Consider the following 18,810-nt stretch of genomic DNA (forward strand, 5'->3'; position numbering starts at 1 on the left):
TACCTTTGCTTTCGTTCCTAGGCTACATAGCCTGGGAACATTTTGTTTTGAGGCGAAAGCTAGTAACGAGATGGTATAAAAGTGCAAAGCTTCTCTTCGATGCTGCTTTAGGAAAGCACTCCCCTGGTAGTCAATCTCAGTGTTTTTACGGTTTTTGTAGTTACCTTATATTACCTTTACTTTTCAGGCGGTCAAGTCGTAGCCGTATAATTACGGGGAAATTTTTTGGGTTGAAGCAGAATCTAGTGATCTTTCTGAGGAAATTCATAGCCAAGGTGTGGAGTAATAAGGGAAGATAAACAACAGCCCAAAGCTGAAAAGACGAACCAATGACTACCTACATTACTTTTGAAACAGCACTCCGGATTATTGAAAACGCCTATCTAGTTTCAGCAGGATTGCTGCTGGCGGCTTCATACATCGGTTTGACAGCAATCGAAAAGATAGAAAAATCTGACGACAATTTCCCAACACGGCAATTCGGTTCTCGCTAGACAGTTCTCACAGTATTCGTCAGTTGAGTTGTACGCACTCAACACTCGCGTCGCACTCAACGGTTACAGATTTTCGGAATCGTCAGCATTGACCGTGTAGAACACGCCAATACCCACTTCCTGTAAGAAGACTGCTATGAGTTTGTTCCATTGTCCAGATTTTACAAGTGATGTTGATTAAGAACCCAGATTAGACTTACTCCACAGTACCTGGGACTCAACATCGATAAGTATTCACCAGTAGAGACAACAACTACCCCTATTCAGGGGTTTTTTTTTAGCTAAGGGGGCTGGGGACTGGGGGCTGGGGACTGGGGACTGGGGACTGGGGACTGGGGACTGGGGACTGGGGGCTGGGTAAGACTTTTTCCCCAATTCCCAATTCCCAATTCCCAATTCCCTTCTCGGTCAGGAAGCTTTGAGATTTATGCCAATCTATGCACTAAGCGATCGCTTCTCCCGTTAAAGGCGACTGTTTGCTTTTTTAGGTCGAGTGATAAACAGGGTTCATATAATTTTAGAAAAAAAACTTTTCTTTACATCCATCTAACGGAATATTTACGTCTTTCTTTGGGTATACTTGGCAGAACTGCGAAAACAATCAGGAAGAAAACTCAAATGGCAGAAATGAACTGTTTAGAGTTGGAACAAGAAATTGGCAAGATGGCTGCGGCAATGATGACCCGTAACAGCCAGATAGGGGAAGACCTAATTGCCAATCTCAAAACTCAGATGACGCTTGAAGATGTAGCTGGTGTGATGCTGGTGAGTATTGAGCGTTTGATGTGGTTTGACACCGAATCAGTTATCTGGACTATAAAACATCTGATTCCTAGCGATGTGATGCAAGAAATCCGCAGAATTACTTCAGTCGCTGTCTGCAAGCAGTTGATTGGCAAAGGATTCACACCCGGAAAAGATTTTAGTGTCAGTGCTACAGGCAAACTGCTCCTCAACCAGAACGCTAAAACAGCAATATTACCTCTGGCGACCATAGAGTAATTTCAGGCGCTCTTGGATGCCGCCAGACGAACTTAATCAGAGAGAGAACACAAGCATAGTTTTTCGCGCGTCCTCGGCATCATGTAGAGACGAGTACAGGTTGGGCGGCATAATTCCCTTGCTAACTAAATTTCTTGCACACGTACTGTGCTTGTGACAAAAATATTGTGAGGAAGATCACTTAAAAGAAAGATGGGTATCACACCCCTCACACAGTTTTAATCACTTCCGTATATAAAGAAATGTATAAAACTTAAAATTGAAGATTCTGTGACCTACGATGCCAGACAAAGCTCTCGTCCCCATCGCGATCGCTCAACCCACAGAAATCTTAAATCAGTTGAAGAGTGGGCAACTGCTTAAGGTCAACGGGTTTCCCGGCAGTGCTATAATCATCTGCCATCGGCATCATGCGGAAATGGCAGGCCCAGGCGCAGCTGTGGGCAGTTTGTTTGATATCAATTGCCGTCGGGTAATCCCCATCGGCAATCCGTCTGTGGTTTACCCAGAGTCTCTTGCAGAACGTCAAAAAGCTTATGTCATCCGGCAGCAATGGATTCGCTTGAATCAAAAAGCAATTGAGCATTGCGTACCGTTGCACCGTGCCGTGGCGATTTTAAGGCTATTTGAGAGATACTTTGGCCCCGAAGCAACTACGCAAATGCCGGATGACATTTTGGCTCAGTTGGTAGGAGTTTTCCCAAAAACAATCCAGATGGCGCGTCTAGCTACTGACAATCAAGTAGAAAGTAAGAAGCGAAATTTGCAACAGCTGACAGTCTCAGGAAAATAGGGATTGGGGATTGGGGATTGGGAATTGGAAAGAATCTTACCCAGTCCCTAGTCCCTAGTCCCCAATCCCCAATCCATCCTTGTTAAATTAGCTTGATGGCGCGAAGACCGAAAAATAGCGCTAAAGCTGCACCAAAGGCAGCACCCAAAATCAAAATGTAAGCGATCGCAGCAGAGATATCCATTTTTCGCGTTAACCTAATATCGACTATGAACTATTGAATCATCAACTGGAGTAGAATACAGCCGACAAGCGATCGCTCTTTGATGGGGAAGACTTATGGAATCGGTTATTGGGGTTAATTTACCACAGGAATCTTACGAGATTGCGATCGCATCTGGCAATCTGGCAAAACTCGGCAACAGAATCATCTCGCTAAACCTGGGTAAGAAGGTATTAGTCGTTTCTAACCCGGTAATTTTTCAATATTATGGGGAAGTGGCGATCGCATCCCTCAAGGAAGCTGGTTTTGAAGTCGCACAAATTACGCTCCCAGCTGGCGAAAGCTACAAAACTCTCGACTCACTACAAAAAATCTACGACGCTGCCTTAGAAAATCGTTTAGAACGTTCCTCAACTATGGTAGCTTTGGGCGGTGGCGTGATTGGCGATATGACTGGCTTTGCATCTGCCAGTTGGCTGCGCGGGATTAACTTTGTGCAAGTACCGACAACGCTGTTGGCGATGGTTGATGCGTCAATTGGCGGGAAAACGGGAGTTAATCATCCCCAAGGGAAAAATTTAATTGGTGCTTTCCATCAACCGCGAGAAGTTTTAATAGATCCAGAAGTGCTGAAAACTTTGCCTGTGCGCGAGTTTCGGGCTGGAATCGCAGAAGTTATTAAGTACGGGATTATCTGGGATGCAGAATTATTTTCTCAGATGGAGCGATCGCAATATCTCGACTGTCTGGACAATCTAGACCCAGGATTATTACAAGAAATCCTGACTCGCTCTTGCCAAGCTAAAGCTGATGTAGTAAGCAAAGATGAAAAAGAAGCTGGACTCAGAGCAATTCTCAACTACGGTCACACCATCGGTCATGCAGTCGAAAGCTTAACCGAATACCGCGTAGTTAATCACGGTGAAGCTGTAGCTATTGGCATGGTAGCGGCGGGTGAAATTGCCGTAAACCTACAGATGTGGGATAAGGTAGCCTCAGAGCGTCAAAACGCCTTAATCCAAAAAGCCGGATTACCTACCGCCTTACCACCAGGACTAGATATTGAAGCAATTGTAGACGCTCTCTCGACCGATAAAAAAGTTAAAGCCGGAAAAGTGCGCTTTGTCCTCCCGACGCAAATTGGAGCAGCAATTGTAACCGACCAGGTGCCACGGGATGTGATAAAACAAGTGCTGCAACAGATGAGTAGCTAATACAAATTACCAATTACCACTATTTGATATGACTCACTATGGCATCATCTGTCCTACAGCAACAGGACACCTCAACCCAATAACCACTTTAGGACGCGAACTGCTTTCTCGCGGTCATCGCGTCACTCTCTTCGGGATTGACGATGCCCAACCCAAGACACTTGCAGCCGGATTGGACTTTTGGGCAATTGGAGAATCCGAGTTCCCACAGGGGATAACTAAGCAAGCTTTGGGAGAATTGGGGAAACTAAGCGGACTCGCTGCCTTGCGCTATACCATCAGTCTGATCCAACAGAGTGCTGCTATGCTGCTTCGGGAGGCTCCGGCAGCCCTTAAAACAGCAGGTGTAGAAGCATTGTTAGTAGACCAAATTTCATATGGGGGAGGGACGGTAGCAGAATTTCTAGAGATTCCCTTCATTACTGTGTGCAGCGCCATGATGGTTAATCAAGAAGACAGCGTTCCCCCATTTTCTTCACCTTGGAGTTATAACACTGCATTGTGGGCGCGTCTGCGGAACAAAGCAGCTTACAATCTATTCAATCGCATCACTAAGCCAGTCCGGGACGTGATAAGCGAGTATCGCCAAAGGTGGAATTTACCCCTCTACGTTCACTCGAACGATCAATACTCCCAACTAGCGCAGTTGAGTCAACAGCCAGCTGAGTTTGACTTCCCAAGGCAGCATTTACCTAAAGTCTTTCATTTTACTGGCCCATACCACAATCCAGCCAGCCGAGAACCTGTATCTTTTCCCTTGGAAAAGTTAACGGGAAAACCCTTAATTTACGCCTCTATGGGAACTGTACAAAATCGCCTGCTGGATATTTTCCGCGATATTGCCGCAGCTTGTGAGGGATTAGATGCTCAGTTAGTGCTTTCTCTGGGTGGTTCAACTACCCCAGAATCGCTCCCAGAACTGCCTGGTTCTCCCTTGGTTGTAGAATATGCACCCCAACTAGAGTTACTACAAAAAGCCGCCCTGACGATTACCCATGCAGGCATGAATACTACTTTGGAATCTTTGAGTAATGGCGTGCCAATGGTAGCGATTCCGATTGCCAACGATCAGCCGGGAGTAGCAGCGCGTATAGCTTGGACGGGTTGTGGGGAAGTTGTGCAGTTGTCTCGGTTGAGCGTTCCCAAGTTACGAGCAGCTATACAAGGGGTGATGACTCAAGATTCTTACAAGCAGAATGCTACCAGGTTACAAGCAGCAATTCACCGTGCTGGAGGAGTTCGTCGAGCTGCCGATATTATTGAACAGGCTATATCTACAGGAAAGCCTGTTCTTTGTGATGCTAACGGTTGACCTTCCTAAATATCACATTTGCCTCGTTCCTAGTCTCTGACTGGGAACGCATACATAGAAGCTCTAGGCTTTACTCCCATACACCACTTCATCAGAATGCTCACCCTGTAATGGATACAGAGTTTGCGTTAAGGAATTCCCATGCAGAGCATAGAAGTTCGGAGGTCTGGGGTGTCAACACGCACGTCTTTTTTTTATCCCTCGATGCTTAACATAAATTTATTTAAATTAACAGCTTGTTACTTTAGTTATTTAAGGTATATATTCATATTGTAAGTATTTATTCCTAAGACGTCACTTTTTAGTTCAGTCAATTAAGGAAAATTTTACGGGACAAGTACAGGTAGCCAAAGCAAGTACCTGCCATACGCAACCTGAAACCCCTGCTATACCCCTCAACCTTGCGTAGGTTCTAGATAATGAACGCACAATTCCCGTGGATAACCACTATTGTTCTGCTGCCCCTATTAGCTTCTTTTGCCATCCCGGTACTACCTGATAAAGAAGGCAAAACTGTTCGCTGGTACGCCCTTGGGGTAGCGTTGGTAGACTTTGCCCTGATGGTTTATGCCTTTTGGTATCACTACGACCTAAATAACCCAGGCTTTCAACTGGTAGAAAACTACGCCTGGGTGCCACAACTGGGACTGAACTGGTCAATGGCGGTCGATGGGTTGTCAATGCCACTAATTGTCTTAACTGGCCTAGTCACTACCCTAGCTATATTTGCGGGTTGGAAAGTTACCAAAAAGCCACGCTTGTTTTACTTCCTGATGCTGGTGATGTTAAGCGCCCAGATTGGTGTCTTTGCCGCCCAGGATATGCTCTTATTCTTCATGATGTGGGAACTGGAATTAGTGCCAGTCTACCTACTGATCTCCATCTGGGGCGGAGAAAAGCGCCGATATGCAGCCACCAAGTTTATCCTCTACACCGCCTTGGCGTCTGTATTCATTCTGGTATCAGCCTTCTTGATGGCATTTTCAGGCGATACAGTCACCTTTGACATGGCGGCGCTAGCAGCCAAGCATTATCCCAAAGCATTAGAATTAGCTGCTTATGCTGGATTCTTGATTGCCTTTGGTGTCAAACTGCCGATTTTCCCCCTGCACACTTGGCTACCAGATGCCCACGGCGAAGCTTCCGCCCCCGTTTCGATGATTTTGGCTGGGGTGTTGCTGAAAATGGGCGGTTATGCGCTGATTCGCATGAACATGGAAATGCTACCTAATGCCCATGCTTACTTCGCGCCAGTGCTAGTAATTCTGGGCATGGTTAACATTATCTACGGCGCTTTGACCGCTTTTGCCCAAACCAATCTCAAACGGCGGTTGGCTTATTCTTCAATTTCCCACATGGGCTTTGTGCTGATTGGTATCGCCTCGTTCACAGATTTGGGTTTGAATGGTGCGGTGCTGCAAATGGTTTCCCACGGCTTAATTGCGGCGGCCTTATTCTTCCTCTCAGGCGTTACCTACGACCGCACCCACAGCTTGATGATGGAAAAAATGGGGGGACTTGCCAAACAAATGCCGAAGGTGTTTGCCTTGTTCACAGTGGGTTCGATGGCTTCCCTCGCGTTACCGGGAATGAGCGGTTTTGTGGGCGAACTGACGGTATTTTTAGGCTTGACGACAAGCGATGTTTACAGCCCCATTTTCAAAGTTGTGGTGGTGCTGTTGGCGGCGGTGGGATTGATTCTTACACCAATGTATTTACTGGATTTGCTGCGTCAAGTATTCTACGGGCAGTCTAATCCAGAATTGGCGACATTAGTAGCGATGGATGCTAAGCCTCGTGAAGTGTTTATCACTGCTTGCTTGTTAATTCCCATCATCGGAATTGGTTTGTATCCCAAGGTGGCGACTCAAACCTATGATGTTAAGACTGTTGCAGTTGCAGCGCAGGCACGTAATGTGCTGACGCTGGTTGCCCAAAAACAAGCGCCTCTGTATTCTCAAGCTTTAGTGGCACCAAAACTACCTGGTGCGGTTGATTAAGTTTCCTTCCTGGCTGGAAATTAAACTTAATTTAAGGAGCCTGATTGTTTAAGGCTCCTTTTTTGTTTTATTGTGGGTATGCAAATGTTAGGAAAAAGCAGGAATTATGGCTATTTTCTGACAATAACCCATATTGCATGGATAATCCCTGGTATATAACCTAGGAAAGTCAAGACGAGATTAATCCAAAAGTCTGTGCCAATCCCTACTTGCAAGAAAACTCCAAGAGGTGGAATAAAAATGGCTATGAGTATGCGGAAAAAATCCATAATAGCCTCCGTATAAGAGTTATGGTTGATACTTCTCAAGAGTAGCATCGATACTGGGCTGAGCCATCTCTATTGAGATAGAAAAGCGGCTCTAAGCAATTAAAAATAAGAAATTAGAAATTAAAAACTGTAAAAGCCAGTTGTTGCTTTTCCCTTCGGGCGCTTATTGGAGCTAAATTAAATGCCCGGCAGCCGAGCGATGCCATAAAATAAATGTTGTGCATAGCTGGTGAAGTAAAAAAATATGAATATTAGTTATAATAATGAACTTTTTCGCTGGTAGAGCGTCGGCATTTTAGTTTAGTGGCGCGATCGCAAAATATGAAGTTATCCTGTTGACAAATTAAGGTAGCGATCGCATTGGATATCATTTCAGGATATCCGGTTAACTCGAACGGTCATTTTTATGAGTAATTCTGCTGTTAGAGCAGCCTGGTTCAAGCGAGTGAGGGGTGCAATGATAAATGACCTTGACCAGCTCTTTGAGGATTCCCAACAACGCTTGCAGGAGTTGTGGCAGTATGCCCAAGAGTTATCGGAGCCGCAAAAGCAGCCGATAGTGGAAGTTCTGGAGAAATTATCCAGCCAACTGCAAGAAATGCCAGTGGTGACAGAACAACTGCGCTACCAGGTACGCCAAAGAAGATTGGCTACCAACACTCGTGTAGAACTCGTCGCACAGGGACAGCATTATCAATCTGATCGGGAGTTACATCGTCAAGCGGATTCCGATGATCCAATAGTAGCGATCGCGTCGAGTAATGATATTGGCTACCTGGTGACAAATCCACAAGGGGTAATTCTAGAAGCCAATCGGACAGCAGCACAATTGTTGGACAATTCTCAGGAGTGCCTGCTGGGTAACTCTTTAGTGGAGTTTGTCGCCGCCGATGCTCGTGGTGACTTTCATGCTCAGCTTAGCGCATTGCAACAAGGGGCGGTTGTCAAAAATTGGGAAATCGGCTTAGCCAAAGCCCAAGGCGAACTGTTTACTGGTGTATTAAGTGTGGAGCCAGTGCGCCAAGTGCAGCAACCTCATCAAGTGGTAGGGTTGCGCTGGTTCCTGCAAGATATTACTGAGACTAAATACAATCCGGTGGTTTGTCTTAACCAAAGAAAGCTGGAGTGCGTCCAAGAAGATTTAGAAAACTTGCTTGCAGAATCCCTAGAACCGGAAGGCGAACTAGCGGATGTAACAGAGTGCCAAGCGCCCCACAATATGTTACTTCGCCAAACGCTCTTGCGTCGCACTTGGGCGCTACAACAGGCGCTCAAGTTTGAAGCAATGCTTAAACTTATTACCGACAAATTGCGAGATACTCTCGATGAAAACCAGATTTTGCAAACCGCCGTACAGGAATTAACTCTGGTGCTGGGTGTTGAAGGCTGCGATACAGCTTTATACAATGCTGATCACACGGCGACTATTACCCATGAGTACACAATAGGATTGCCGTCCGCTCTAGGGGAAGTCGTATCAATTGCCCACTTGTTTGCCGAAGATACTCAATTGTTGCAAGGTCAGTATTTCCAGTTTTGTTACTTAGTGCCAGGGATTCGCGGACAAGTGGCTATCTTAGCTTGTCCGATTTTTGATAACCAAGGGGTGTTGGGGGATCTGTGGTTATACAAGCGGCACGAGGATGGTTTCAACGAGTTGGAAATCAGATTAGCGCAGCAAGTCGCTTCTGGGTGCGCGATCGCAATTCGCCAAGCTCGACTTTACCAAGCAACCCGAAGCCAAGTAGTAGAACTGGAAAAACTCACTCGCCTCAAAGATGACTTCTTAAGTACCGTTCCTCATGAATTGCGATCGCCTGTCGCTAACATGAAAATGGCAATTCAGATGTTAGGCATTGCCTTGAATAAAGACCACGGATTATTCGCAGAGCTATCCAAGCCACCGGCAAAAAGAAACAAAGTAGCTCGCTACTTCCATATTTTACATAACGAATGCGAACGAGAAATTAACCTAGTTAATGACCTCTTGGAATGGCAAAAACTTGATACTGAAGTTCAACCCCTAGTGCTGACAACAATTGAAATGCTCGAATGGCTTCCCAAAGTTATCGAGCCTTTTGTTCAGCAAACTCAAGAACGCCAGCTAAACTTAGAAATTAACATCGAGCCGGAACTGCCTCCCTTAGTTTGCGACCACGCCAGTTTAGGGCGAATTTTAAGCGAGTTGCTGACCAATGCCTGCAAGTACACGCCAACTCAAGAAAAGATTATCGTCACAGCTCGTGCCGCACAAGCAAGAATAGAAGTGAGCGTGAATAATACTGGGGTGGAAATTCCAGCAAGCGAGAGGGAGCGGATTTTTGAGAAATTCTACCGCATCCCCAGCACCGATCCTTGGAAGCAGGGTGGAACTGGATTAGGACTGGCGCTGGTGCAAAAGCGAGTGGCGCTTTTAGGAGGTACGATTCAGCTGGAAAGTAGTGCAAATCAAACTTGTTTTACAGTGTCTTTGCCGCTAAAACCTTCAGAACTTTGAAGAGATATATGGGTTGTAGAGTCCCTAAAGATATTCCCATAAAACATTAGATTTCAGACTTTAAACCTAACAATCAGAAGCATTTGTTGGGTGAGGTGCCTTGGTGTGTGGCGTTTGAGTCACCTCACCCAACAAATCGCAGATTTGAGATTTTGAGCTTCTAAGTGAACTATATTGCCTTATAACTAACACTCAAGCTGATGGAAGGGAATTTTAATAACAAATTCCGTACCTTTCCCCATCTGAGAAAAACAGCGCAAAGATCCAGAATGTTTCTCGACTACTATTTGGTAACTAATCGACAATCCTAAACCAGTGCCTTTGCCGATAGGTTTTGTGGTATAGAAGGGATCAAAAATTCGTCGTCGTACTTCTTCGTTTATCCCCGAACCATTGTCTGCAATCCGAATCGATACATGATTGCTACCTCGCACTTCAGTACAAATCCGAATCGTAGGAACTGAGGATAAGGAGGAGAAGGCTTCTTCTTCCTGGTCTATTCTTCTTTCCCCAGTCCCTAGTCCCCAGTCCCTAGTCCCGATTTCCAAGGCATCAATAGCATTACTAATAATATTCATAAATACCTGATTGAGTTGTCCGGCGTAGCAGTCAACTTTCGGCAGATTACCATAAGTTTTGATTACTTGGATTTCGGGACGATTTGGTTGAACTCGCAGGCGATTTTCCAGAATCATCAGCGTACTTTCGATACCTTCGTGGATATCTACCTCTTTCATTTCGGCTTCGTCGAGGCGGGAGAAAGTTCGTAATGACAGAACGATGTCGCAGATGCGCGTAGCTCCCATTTTCATTGAAGAGAGAACTTTGGGAAAGTCTCCTTTGAGAAAATCCAAGTCGATAGCTTGTATTTCTTCTGTGATTTCTGGGGTGGGATTGGGATATTGTTCTTGATAAAGTTGCAGCAGACGCAGCAAATCTTCCGCGTATTCAGTGGCGGGGGTGATGTTGCCATAGATGAAGCTTACCGGGTTGTTAATTTCGTGAGCTACACCTGCTACTAGCTGACCGAGAGAAGACATTTTTTCTGATTGAATCAGCTGGAATTGGGTTTTCTGCAATTCTCGCAAAGTTTTTTCTAACTGTTGCGCCTGTTCTCGCAATTGAGCTTCCGATGTTTTTAAGGCTTGTTCGACGGCTTTTTTGTCGGTAATGTCGCGCACAATTACCAGGACTTCAGTTTCCCCACTGACGGCATACCGAGCTTCGTAATCGCGCATTTTGCCGTCCATCGTCTGCATCTGATACTCATAAACTTGAGCTTCGCCAGTAGCGATCGCTTTTAAAAGATTTTGCATCGTAAACTCAGCTACCTCTGGGGGCATCACCTCATATATCTTTTTGCCCATAAATAAGCTGGGAGGCATTAAGAGCGAATCTTCTGTCGGCGCGTGGAAGTCGAGATAAGTACCATCAAAGCTCATGCGAAATAACAAATCTGGAAGCGCTTGGATCAAGGCACGATTTCTAGATTCGCTCTTTTGCAATGCTTCCTCTGCGCGTTTGCGATCGCTAATTTCTAAGATCACTGCACCAACACCTATAAGCGTGCCATCTTGCCCAGGTAAGGGGAAATAAGAACACATGCAATATCGCTCTACGCCTGGTTGTTGTGGGGTTTCACCGCTGATTTCCAGGTTAAGAATTGGTTTGCCAGTGGTCAAAACCTGCCTATAGGTAGCTTCTAAAATTGGTGCCAGTTCGGGGAGGATGTCTGAGAAAGTCTTCCCGATATGGTCTGTTGCTGGTATTCCATTGATTTCTGCCAGCATTTCGTTGATCTGCACAAACCGCAGCTGGTCATCTACTATAGCTAATCCAGCCGTTGCACTACAGAAAAAGGCATCAAAGCGAGCTTGGCGTAAGGCTAATTCTTTTTCTAAGGCAATGCGCGAGCTAATGTCTTGAATAACGGTAATAAAATATTTGGGTTTGCCAGACTCCTCGCGCACCAGCATCGGAGTTAGCTGCGCCCAGGCGAGGGAACCATCTTTGCGGATGTAACGCTTCTGGATCGAATAACTTTGAATCTCCCCAGCCAGCAGCTGGCGAATGTATTCCAAATCGCTATTGAGGTCATCCGGGTGGGTGACATCCCCAAAGGTAAGCGCCTTTAGTTCTTCTTGGGTGTAACCCAGCAGATGGCAAACTTTTTGATTGACAAACAGCCAATGTCCATCTAAAGAAATATGGCAGATGCCAACAGCTGCTTGCTCAAAGGTGAATCGAAATTGCTCCTCGCTTTCTCGAAGTGCATCAAGAGCTTGTTGGCGATCGCTAATGTCAATCCCTACCGCCATAAAAAAGTCAACTGTGGGACAGCCATCCTCGCCTGTCTCTTTAAACACCAACGTACCATGCCACTCTACCAACCGCTTTTCACCCGTCTTGGTTAGTACCTCGTTGGTATGTACGTTTGATCCACGAAAGTTTAGGAGACACTCTAAAGTCTCTAAAACTCCCGCCTGCTCAGCTTCGGGGACGAACATCGACAAGTAATCTTTACCCACTACCTCCTCTAAGGTGTAGCCCAATGCGTTTAGCATCGCTGGGTTCATCATCTGAACCTTTCCATCTGCGCTTAGTGTGACAAAAAAAGCCGGACACGCTTCCATCAGGGTGCGGCTGAAGTTCCTTTCTTTGATTAATTCTTCCTCAACAGCTTTGCGTTCTGTTATATCGGTGGAAATGCCGCACAGAGCGTAGGGAACACCGTTCTCGTCGCAGAGGGGATTCAGCGTCAGGTAAGTGTGAATGTCATCTTGCACAACTTCCTCCAACTCCATTGGAGTTTTGGCTGCTAGCACGTTTTGGTCGTTATATCGAAATGTGTCTGCTGTTTCCTTGGGGAAAATATCGTAATCAGTTTTACCTTTTAACTCTTCTTTGTTGATGTGGAACACAGCTTCGCATTGGCGGTTGACCAAAAGGTATCGTCCTTGCGTATCTTTCAGATAGATTAAGGCTGGGGAGTTATCCAAAATTGCCTGTAGTCGCTGTTCGCTCTCTTTTAGTGCTTCCTCTACCCGCGCCCGTTGGGCAATTTCAACTTGCAATTGATCAATAGCATTGTTGAGTTCAGCACTACGCTCCTTAACAATAATTTCTAACGCTTCCTTTGCCTGTTTTAGCGCTGCTTCTGTGCTATTATTAACCGTTTTAACAGCAGGACTTTCAGTAATTACCTGTGTCATCATCAAAATGCCACCGATTTCACCCGAAGATTGCCGCCAAGGATGCAGTTCCCAATTCACCCAGTCAATTGTTCCATCAGCACGGGGAAAGGGATCTGCTTCGCACTTTTGGACTTCTCCTGCCAAACTGCGCTGGTGGATCTGCTTCCAACGATCGGGAATTTCGGGAAAGACTTCGTAATGAGAGCGACCGATGATATCTTGGTTAGTTAAGCCATAATCTGTTAGCCAGCGACGACTGGTTATCAGGTAACGCATATCGCGGTCGAATATCGCGATCGCTGCTGGGGTGTGTTCCGCCAGCAATTGTAGCAGTTCCGCATTGTCTGGAACATTCATGGTTATTAAAATACAAAAAATACCTTTTTTAATTAGCAGGAACAGGTAAATTCCCTAATTAGATATTTATACTGATGCGATGGAAAATGAAACAGAGAAAATACCGATTTTAAGCAGCTCCCAAGCTGTTTTACTCGCAAAGTTACCATGAAATACCTAAATAATTAGAATTATTTTAATATTTTTTAATAAACGCAAAAAAATTGGTATGCAGGTAGAAGTTAGTAGCGATCGCTACTAACTTCTATCCACCACCTGAATTTATATAATTAAGTAAATCAGCCGCCACTAATTTTGGCTTTATAGCCTAATTTAGTCAGAATTTCAACGAGTTTCTGCGTATGATCGCCCTGAATTTCCAGAGTATTATCTTTAACAGTGCCACCAGTGCCACACTGAGTTTTTAGCTGCTTCAGGAGAGCTTCTAGAGTTTCAGGTTTCACCTGAAAGCCACTAATCACCGTCACAGTTTTTCCCTTGCGCCCTTTACGAGAAGCCTGAACTTTCAGATTTTGCTGATTTGAGGGTAATTCGGCAATTGGCCTTTCAAAAGCAGCAGAATTATCGCCGTTGCCAAATTCCGAGTAGACAACGCGCTTTTGAGCAGATGTTTGGGAATCGGAGGATTTGCGGTTAGAAGAGGACATCGCAGTTAGGAATGAGGTTCTTTAACCATTAAGTACAGTGGGGGTTGAGAAGGAAAAAGGGAAAAATCGAGAATTATTTTTTACCTTTTACCTTTTGCATCAGAGCCTTTTTTTGCCCACCCTACAACTATAATGAAGTTTATGCTGTGATTCCCTTTAATAACTGTGACACGTACTCCCATTTCTCCTAATCCTCAAGAAAGTGCCAACGCCTCTGCACAACAACCCGATGCGCTAGGAAGATTTGGACGTTTTGGCGGCAAGTACGTGCCGGAAACACTGATGCCTGCGCTCTTAGAGCTAGAAGCTGCTTTTGAGGAATATCGCAAAGATCCAGCTTTCCAACAAGAACTCACAGAACTGTTGCGGGATTATGTGGGACGACCAAGCCCGCTTTACTTTGCCGAGCGCCTGACTTCTCATTATGCTAAGCCAGACGGTACGGGGCCGCAAATCTATCTGAAGCGAGAAGATTTGAACCACACGGGCGCTCATAAAATTAACAATGCTTTGGCTCAGGCATTGTTGGCAAAGCGGATGGGCAAGCAACGCATTATTGCCGAAACGGGTGCTGGTCAGCACGGCGTCGCTACAGCTACGGTTTGCGCCCGGTTTGGACTAGATTGCATCATCTACATGGGCGTTCACGATATGGAACGGCAAGCCCTGAACGTGTTTCGGATGCGGCTGATGGGGGCGGAAGTTCGCCCGGTGGCAGCGGGGACGGGAACGCTCAAAGATGCCACGTCGGAAGCAATTCGGGACTGGGTGACGAATGTAGAAACTACTCATTACATCTTGGGTTCGGTGGCGGGGCCGCATCCTTACCCGATGATGGTGCGAGATTTCCATAGGGTAATTGGTCAGGAAACTCGCGCTCAAGCGATGGAAAAATGGGGCGGGTTGCCGGATATTCTCCTAGCTTGTGTCGGCGGCGGCTCGAATGCAATGGGACTATTTCACGAGTTTGTGAATGAGCCTAGCGTGCGGCTGATTGGTGTGGAGGCTGCTGGTGAGGGTGTGAATACAGAAAAACACGCGGCGACCTTGACAAAAGGGCGGGTTGGTGTATTGCACGGCGCGATGAGCTATTTGCTGCAAGATGAGGATGGTCAGGTTGTGGAGGCGCATTCGATTAGCGCTGGGCTAGATTATCCTGGTGTTGGCCCGGAGCATAGTTATCTCAAGGATGCAGGTCGGGCAGAATATTATAGTGTGACTGATGCTGAGGCGCTGGAAGCGTTTAAGCGAATGTCTCAGTTGGAGGGGATTATTCCGGCGCTGGAAACGTCGCACGCGATCGCATACCTCGATACTCTTTGCTCTCAACTAAGTGGCAATCCCCGCATTATCATCAACTGTTCTGGGCGCGGTGACAAGGATGTGCAAACAGTCGCGAAGTTGCTCAAAGACACGGAATCGCTAGAAAAGTAATGCCATTATCCGCACGGATAGCCTTGGGAATGCTTTTTCTGGCTGCTGGGCTGAGTGGCTGCGATATCTTCAATAATCAGCCGCCACCCAGTACGCCTGCGACTCAACCAACCTCAAATTCTGGTTCCTACACAACCTTGGAACAGTCTGTTCACGAACAGATAAATCAGTATCGCAAGTCCCAGAATTTGCCCCCCTTAACTCTGAATGCTGAAATCAGCAAAGAGGCGAAGGCGCACAGTCAAGCAATGGCAAATGGTACAGTTGCCTTTAGTCACGATGGTTTTGAAGGGCGAGTAAAGGAAATTGGCACGTCGATAAACTATCGCAGTGCGGCGGAGAATGTGGCGTACAATCAAGGCTACAGCGATCCGGCTACCCAAGCGGTTCAGGGTTGGATAAAAAGTCCCGGTCATCTGAAAAATATTAAAGGTGATTTTAATTTAACTGGGATTGGTGTTGTCCAGAATGCTAAGGGCGAGTATTACTTGACGCAGATTTTTATCAAACGCGGGTAATGGAATTGGCTGGGTTTAATTCAGTAATGGTGTAAGGAGAGGAAATTGGAAGATTTTCAGGTTTGCGATCGCGACCTTCCCGACAATATACTTTCTGAGTATCTGCAAGAGGAAGCGATCGCTGTGGATACGGAAACAATGGGATTGTTACCGCAGCGCGATCGCTTGTGTCTGGTGCAGCTGTGCGACTCTAAAGATAGAGTAACAGTGGTGCAAATTGCCAAAGGACAAACAGACGCACCCAATTTAAAAAAGCTAATGGAAGCCCAAAGCGTCCTGAAAATCTTCCACTTTGCTCGTTTTGATGTCGCCCAGCTGCGTTATCATCTCGGCATCCACGTTCAGCCGATCTTCTGCACAAAAATCGCCAGCAAACTTGCTAGAACCTATTCCCCCCGCCACGGTCTTAAGGAATTGGTGCAAGAATTAGAAAAGGTGGAACTTGATAAAAGTTCTCAAAGTTCCGACTGGGGTAATGCAGAGAATCTTTCTGAGGCTCAACTGCGCTATGCTGCGAATGATGTGCGTTACCTAGTGAGCGTGCGGCAGAAACTTATTGCTATGCTGCGACGAGAAGAACGTTGGGAAATTGCCCAAGAGTGCTTTAAGTGTTTGCCCACTATAGTAGCTCTAGATTTACTGCAATATAAAGATATTTTTGAACACTGATATAGCAGTGTTCTTTTCTAGTCAGGCTTAAACATCTATAGATAGATTTCTTTCTACTGGATAGCCAACCGCCTTCCACGCCGCTACACCGCCTCTAAGTTCAGACACATTTTCAAACCCAGCCGCACGCAGTTTTGTAGCTGCTGCTGCTGTTTCGTCGTCGGTTTCGCCGTATACGTAGATATCGCGACCTAGTTCTAAACTAGATAGGGCGCGGTTTACCAATTCGTTCATCGGTATGGGGATAGCTCCCATGATATGGCAGATGTTGAAAAAGCTGCGATCGCTTACATCAATAATCGTTAGCGCTGGTTCGCCCCAGTCCAGTCGCGCTTTGAGATCAAACACGCGAGACTGGGCGGCGATTGGTGGCGGCGAGGGAATAATTCCGAAAAAGTTAGTCATGGCTGGCTGCGACTTTTTATAATATTCTCTGCAATTTAACAATAAGTTTTAAGAATTGCAAATTCTTATAGATAAAATATTTACATCCAGTCCAAGTTATGCCTACTGGTATAGGTGCAATTACTTAACAAGCATAGACATCGGGTAGGGATATCCAGTAAGCGATCGCGTATAGCACAAAATCCCGATGGGAGCATCTCAATGCGTGCAAATCTAGGAGACGAATTTTATTCGCCGTTTTTACAAGTATTGGGATTCTCCGGTATTAACTATTAGAAATACCAAAATTAAAATAAAATAAAAAATTTTTAAATTATTGAATATTAAATGTATATAATTTCTATTTACCTGCAAAATTGGACAAGGCTTTCCATCAGCAAGCCAGCTTTATCCTTAATATTTGACATCATTCTTTATCGGGTTTACTCTCCCTAAAATTTCTGCCGTGCTAGGATAGCAATCAGATAAATTAGCGTTGGTAGTGTGTTAGAAGATGACCCCGAATGAACTGTTAACGTTAGTGTTGATGCTCACTCCTGGGATTTTACTCTCTGTGTTGATTTTGAGTGCCTTTGCTGCTGGGGGCTGAATTGAAATAGTAAGCGGCCTACGTCCACAATAGGGCGATGGCTTTAGCCTAGAAAAAACCCTTGGCGCTAGCTGTTTGTTAGCACCTCAAAAAAAAATAGCACCCTTAATTTAGATAGAAGCGCGATCGCTGCTAGATGCTGCTAAAAGCAGCTATTCGCTTACTATCGCTAATTGATTGGGTTTAATCAGCGGATTTTTCGCCGCCGGAAGATTTCTTAGGCAAAGTAGAAGATCCAGTCAACGTTTCCTCTAACTCCATGCGTTGTTCTATCTGGCGCAAGAAATAGCCAGTCATCATCGCTGATGCCAATAAACCTGCTAAATTTTCTCTGTCGGTGGTAATTTGTACCTGAAAATTTTCTGAAGGTAGCATTCCCACCAGCCCTTGAACGTTCTGGGAGATAATTTGCTTAATTTCAGGAGTGACGGATTTAGCAACCCGCGCTAAAACTTCAGGAGGTTGGTGCTGAATATATTTCAGCAACTGATTGACTTGTGTATCTTCAGGTTCGCCATTGAGCAAATCGGGGTTGAATACCATTGGAATTTTCTAAGGATTTCATTGGCTTTTATCTACTTTATACGATTGTGTTGTTTTGCAACGTCGTACTTTAGCGCGGATTGTCTAAGTCGATGGAGAGATTTTTGGCTCAAAAAAGACGTAGCAACTCTCAGGCGTAGGGTGCACAGTGTTCTGGTAGCGCGCCAAAGTATTCAGCGGCGCATTACTACCTAAATTCGTCATTCTTTACGGCTGTAGGGACATCCAGCTGACTGAGTTGGGGAAGTTGTTCCACTTCAAAATACTGATGAAATTTTTCTGTCACCTGTAGCCAGTAGGAACGCCCATCATCTTGTCGGCGTTTGGTGACAAAACCGAACTCAACGAGTTCCTGAACGTGCTGATATGCTCCCGATCCGCGCAAGTCTACTAACTCAGATTGGGTGATGGAACCTTTTAGGGCGATCGCTGCTAATGTCCTCAATGCGCCTATTCCTAAGTCTAGCGGCACTAAAGTCTCGACTAAGGATTGAAAAGGCGATCGCAATTGCAAGGTGTAGCCTTCAGGTGTTTCAACTACTTCCAGGGCGCTGTCACGGTGGGCGTAATCGGTCATAAGCTGAATAATCGAATCTTCAGCATCATCGCGATCGCATCCTGCATACTCGGCAATTTCGGCAATAGAGACGGGTTTACCTTTGAGGTAGAGAATAGCTTCAATTTTCGTAGCGAGGCTAGGCATCATCATT

Annotated in this window: 17 protein-coding genes; 10 read left to right on the forward strand and 7 right to left on the reverse strand. The window is 45.6% G+C overall.

Annotated elements, in window-relative coordinates:
- The first annotated feature begins 329 nt into the window (after positions 1 to 329).
- The 3 genes from H6F74_RS03250 to H6F74_RS03260 all read left to right on the forward strand — a co-directional run bounded on the left by H6F74_RS03250 (position 330) and on the right by H6F74_RS03260 (position 2,289).
- Positions 330 to 494 (forward strand): hypothetical protein, encoded by a 165-nt coding sequence (locus tag H6F74_RS03250; RefSeq protein ID WP_190436221.1) that lies wholly within the window; start codon positions 330 to 332, stop codon positions 492 to 494.
- A 618-nt stretch (positions 495 to 1,112) separates the two neighbouring features.
- Positions 1,113 to 1,496 (forward strand): hypothetical protein, encoded by a 384-nt coding sequence (locus tag H6F74_RS03255; protein ID WP_199300787.1) that lies wholly within the window; start codon positions 1,113 to 1,115, stop codon positions 1,494 to 1,496.
- Between the two features lie 280 nt (positions 1,497 to 1,776).
- Positions 1,777 to 2,289: a hypothetical protein gene (locus H6F74_RS03260; protein WP_190436224.1), complete on the forward strand. Its 513-nt coding sequence runs from the start codon at positions 1,777 to 1,779 to the stop codon at positions 2,287 to 2,289.
- A gap of 82 nt (positions 2,290 to 2,371) precedes the next feature.
- Here the strand turns inward: H6F74_RS03260 and H6F74_RS03265 are convergent, their stop codons facing one another.
- The gene (locus H6F74_RS03265) at positions 2,372 to 2,467 is read right to left on the reverse strand and encodes a cytochrome b6-f complex subunit PetL (protein ID WP_190436420.1); all 96 of its coding nucleotides are present in this window, start codon (positions 2,465 to 2,467) and stop codon (positions 2,372 to 2,374) included.
- Between the two features lie 101 nt (positions 2,468 to 2,568).
- Here H6F74_RS03265 and aroB point away from each other — a divergent pair, with 101 nt between their 5' ends.
- The 3 genes from aroB (at position 2,569) to H6F74_RS03280 (ending at position 6,978) form a co-directional block, all read left to right on the forward strand.
- Positions 2,569 to 3,666, forward strand: a complete 1,098-nt coding sequence (gene aroB, locus H6F74_RS03270) for a 3-dehydroquinate synthase (RefSeq protein ID WP_190436226.1) — start codon at positions 2,569 to 2,571, stop codon at positions 3,664 to 3,666.
- A gap of 28 nt (positions 3,667 to 3,694) precedes the next feature.
- The gene (locus H6F74_RS03275; RefSeq protein ID WP_190436229.1) at positions 3,695 to 4,978 is read left to right on the forward strand and encodes a glycosyltransferase; all 1,284 of its coding nucleotides are present in this window, start codon (positions 3,695 to 3,697) and stop codon (positions 4,976 to 4,978) included.
- Between the two features lie 419 nt (positions 4,979 to 5,397).
- Complete coding sequence (locus tag H6F74_RS03280) at positions 5,398 to 6,978, forward strand: NAD(P)H-quinone oxidoreductase subunit 4 (RefSeq protein WP_190436232.1); 1,581 nt, start codon at positions 5,398 to 5,400, stop codon at positions 6,976 to 6,978.
- A 110-nt stretch (positions 6,979 to 7,088) separates the two neighbouring features.
- On the opposite strand, the gene H6F74_RS03285 is transcribed toward H6F74_RS03280, so the two are convergent.
- Positions 7,089 to 7,247, reverse strand: a complete 159-nt coding sequence (locus H6F74_RS03285; RefSeq protein WP_190436235.1) for a YqaE/Pmp3 family membrane protein — start codon at positions 7,245 to 7,247, stop codon at positions 7,089 to 7,091.
- Positions 7,248 to 7,653: 406 nt separating this feature from the next.
- On the opposite strand from H6F74_RS03285, the gene H6F74_RS03290 reads away from it, so the two are divergent.
- On the forward strand, positions 7,654 to 9,744 hold the full coding sequence (locus H6F74_RS03290; RefSeq protein ID WP_190436238.1) for an ATP-binding protein: 2,091 nt from the start codon (positions 7,654 to 7,656) through the stop codon (positions 9,742 to 9,744).
- A gap of 185 nt (positions 9,745 to 9,929) precedes the next feature.
- Here H6F74_RS03290 and H6F74_RS03295 read toward each other — a convergent pair whose 3' ends face one another.
- A complete protein-coding gene (locus H6F74_RS03295) occupies positions 9,930 to 13,295 on the reverse strand; it encodes a PAS domain S-box protein (RefSeq protein ID WP_190436240.1) in 3,366 nt (1,121 codons plus the stop codon).
- A 278-nt stretch (positions 13,296 to 13,573) separates the two neighbouring features.
- Positions 13,574 to 13,942, reverse strand: a complete 369-nt coding sequence (locus tag H6F74_RS03300) for a translation initiation factor (protein ID WP_190425209.1) — start codon at positions 13,940 to 13,942, stop codon at positions 13,574 to 13,576.
- 165 nt (positions 13,943 to 14,107) lie between these two features.
- Between H6F74_RS03300 and trpB the strand changes: the two genes are divergently transcribed.
- Genes trpB through H6F74_RS03315 form a run of 3 tightly spaced genes read left to right on the forward strand, consistent with a single transcriptional unit; the run spans position 14,108 to position 16,563 of the window.
- A complete protein-coding gene (trpB, locus tag H6F74_RS03305; protein WP_190436243.1) occupies positions 14,108 to 15,376 on the forward strand; it encodes a tryptophan synthase subunit beta in 1,269 nt (422 codons plus the stop codon).
- The gene (locus H6F74_RS03310) at positions 15,376 to 15,894 is read left to right on the forward strand and encodes a CAP domain-containing protein (protein ID WP_190436246.1); all 519 of its coding nucleotides are present in this window, start codon (positions 15,376 to 15,378) and stop codon (positions 15,892 to 15,894) included. The genes trpB and H6F74_RS03310 overlap by 1 nt, the downstream gene beginning before the upstream one ends.
- Positions 15,895 to 15,939: 45 nt before the next feature.
- Positions 15,940 to 16,563, forward strand: a complete 624-nt coding sequence (locus H6F74_RS03315; protein WP_190436250.1) for a ribonuclease H-like domain-containing protein — start codon at positions 15,940 to 15,942, stop codon at positions 16,561 to 16,563.
- A 27-nt stretch (positions 16,564 to 16,590) separates the two neighbouring features.
- Here the strand turns inward: H6F74_RS03315 and H6F74_RS03320 are convergent, their stop codons facing one another.
- From H6F74_RS03320 to scpB, 3 genes are all read right to left on the reverse strand, one after another.
- Positions 16,591 to 16,968: a rhodanese-like domain-containing protein gene (locus tag H6F74_RS03320; protein ID WP_190436253.1), complete on the reverse strand. Its 378-nt coding sequence runs from the start codon at positions 16,966 to 16,968 to the stop codon at positions 16,591 to 16,593.
- 772 nt (positions 16,969 to 17,740) lie between these two features.
- A complete protein-coding gene (locus H6F74_RS03325) occupies positions 17,741 to 18,100 on the reverse strand; it encodes a DUF760 domain-containing protein (RefSeq protein ID WP_190425192.1) in 360 nt (119 codons plus the stop codon).
- Positions 18,101 to 18,287: 187 nt separating this feature from the next.
- Complete coding sequence (scpB, locus tag H6F74_RS03330; protein WP_190425267.1) at positions 18,288 to 18,803, reverse strand: SMC-Scp complex subunit ScpB; 516 nt, start codon at positions 18,801 to 18,803, stop codon at positions 18,288 to 18,290.
- Between the last annotated feature and the right edge of the window lie 7 nt (positions 18,804 to 18,810).

Origin of the sequence: Trichocoleus sp. FACHB-90 (assembly GCF_014695505.1) — a bacterium.
GTDB lineage: Bacteria > Cyanobacteriota > Cyanobacteriia > Cyanobacteriales > FACHB-T130 > Funiculus > Funiculus sociatus.

Excerpts from the sequence above, each read along its gene's own strand:
- H6F74_RS03300 (WP_190425209.1), bottom strand. The coding sequence starts at position 13,942 with ATGTCCTCTTCTAACCGCAAATCCTCCGATTCCCAAACATCTGCTCAA.
- H6F74_RS03280 (WP_190436232.1), top strand. The coding sequence starts at position 5,398 with ATGAACGCACAATTCCCGTGGATAACCACTATTGTTCTGCTGCCCCTA.
- H6F74_RS03295 (WP_190436240.1), bottom strand. The coding sequence starts at position 13,295 with ATGAATGTTCCAGACAATGCGGAACTGCTACAATTGCTGGCGGAACAC.
- H6F74_RS03325 (WP_190425192.1), bottom strand. The coding sequence starts at position 18,100 with ATGGTATTCAACCCCGATTTGCTCAATGGCGAACCTGAAGATACACAA.
- H6F74_RS03320 (WP_190436253.1), bottom strand. The coding sequence starts at position 16,968 with ATGACTAACTTTTTCGGAATTATTCCCTCGCCGCCACCAATCGCCGCC.
- aroB (WP_190436226.1), top strand. The coding sequence starts at position 2,569 with ATGGAATCGGTTATTGGGGTTAATTTACCACAGGAATCTTACGAGATT.
- H6F74_RS03310 (WP_190436246.1), top strand. The coding sequence starts at position 15,376 with ATGCCATTATCCGCACGGATAGCCTTGGGAATGCTTTTTCTGGCTGCT.
- H6F74_RS03255 (WP_199300787.1), top strand. The coding sequence starts at position 1,113 with ATGGCAGAAATGAACTGTTTAGAGTTGGAACAAGAAATTGGCAAGATG.
- H6F74_RS03290 (WP_190436238.1), top strand. The coding sequence starts at position 7,654 with ATGAGTAATTCTGCTGTTAGAGCAGCCTGGTTCAAGCGAGTGAGGGGT.
- H6F74_RS03250 (WP_190436221.1), top strand. The coding sequence starts at position 330 with ATGACTACCTACATTACTTTTGAAACAGCACTCCGGATTATTGAAAAC.
- H6F74_RS03275 (WP_190436229.1), top strand. The coding sequence starts at position 3,695 with ATGACTCACTATGGCATCATCTGTCCTACAGCAACAGGACACCTCAAC.
- scpB (WP_190425267.1), bottom strand. The coding sequence starts at position 18,803 with ATGCCTAGCCTCGCTACGAAAATTGAAGCTATTCTCTACCTCAAAGGT.
- H6F74_RS03260 (WP_190436224.1), top strand. The coding sequence starts at position 1,777 with ATGCCAGACAAAGCTCTCGTCCCCATCGCGATCGCTCAACCCACAGAA.
- H6F74_RS03285 (WP_190436235.1), bottom strand. The coding sequence starts at position 7,247 with ATGGATTTTTTCCGCATACTCATAGCCATTTTTATTCCACCTCTTGGA.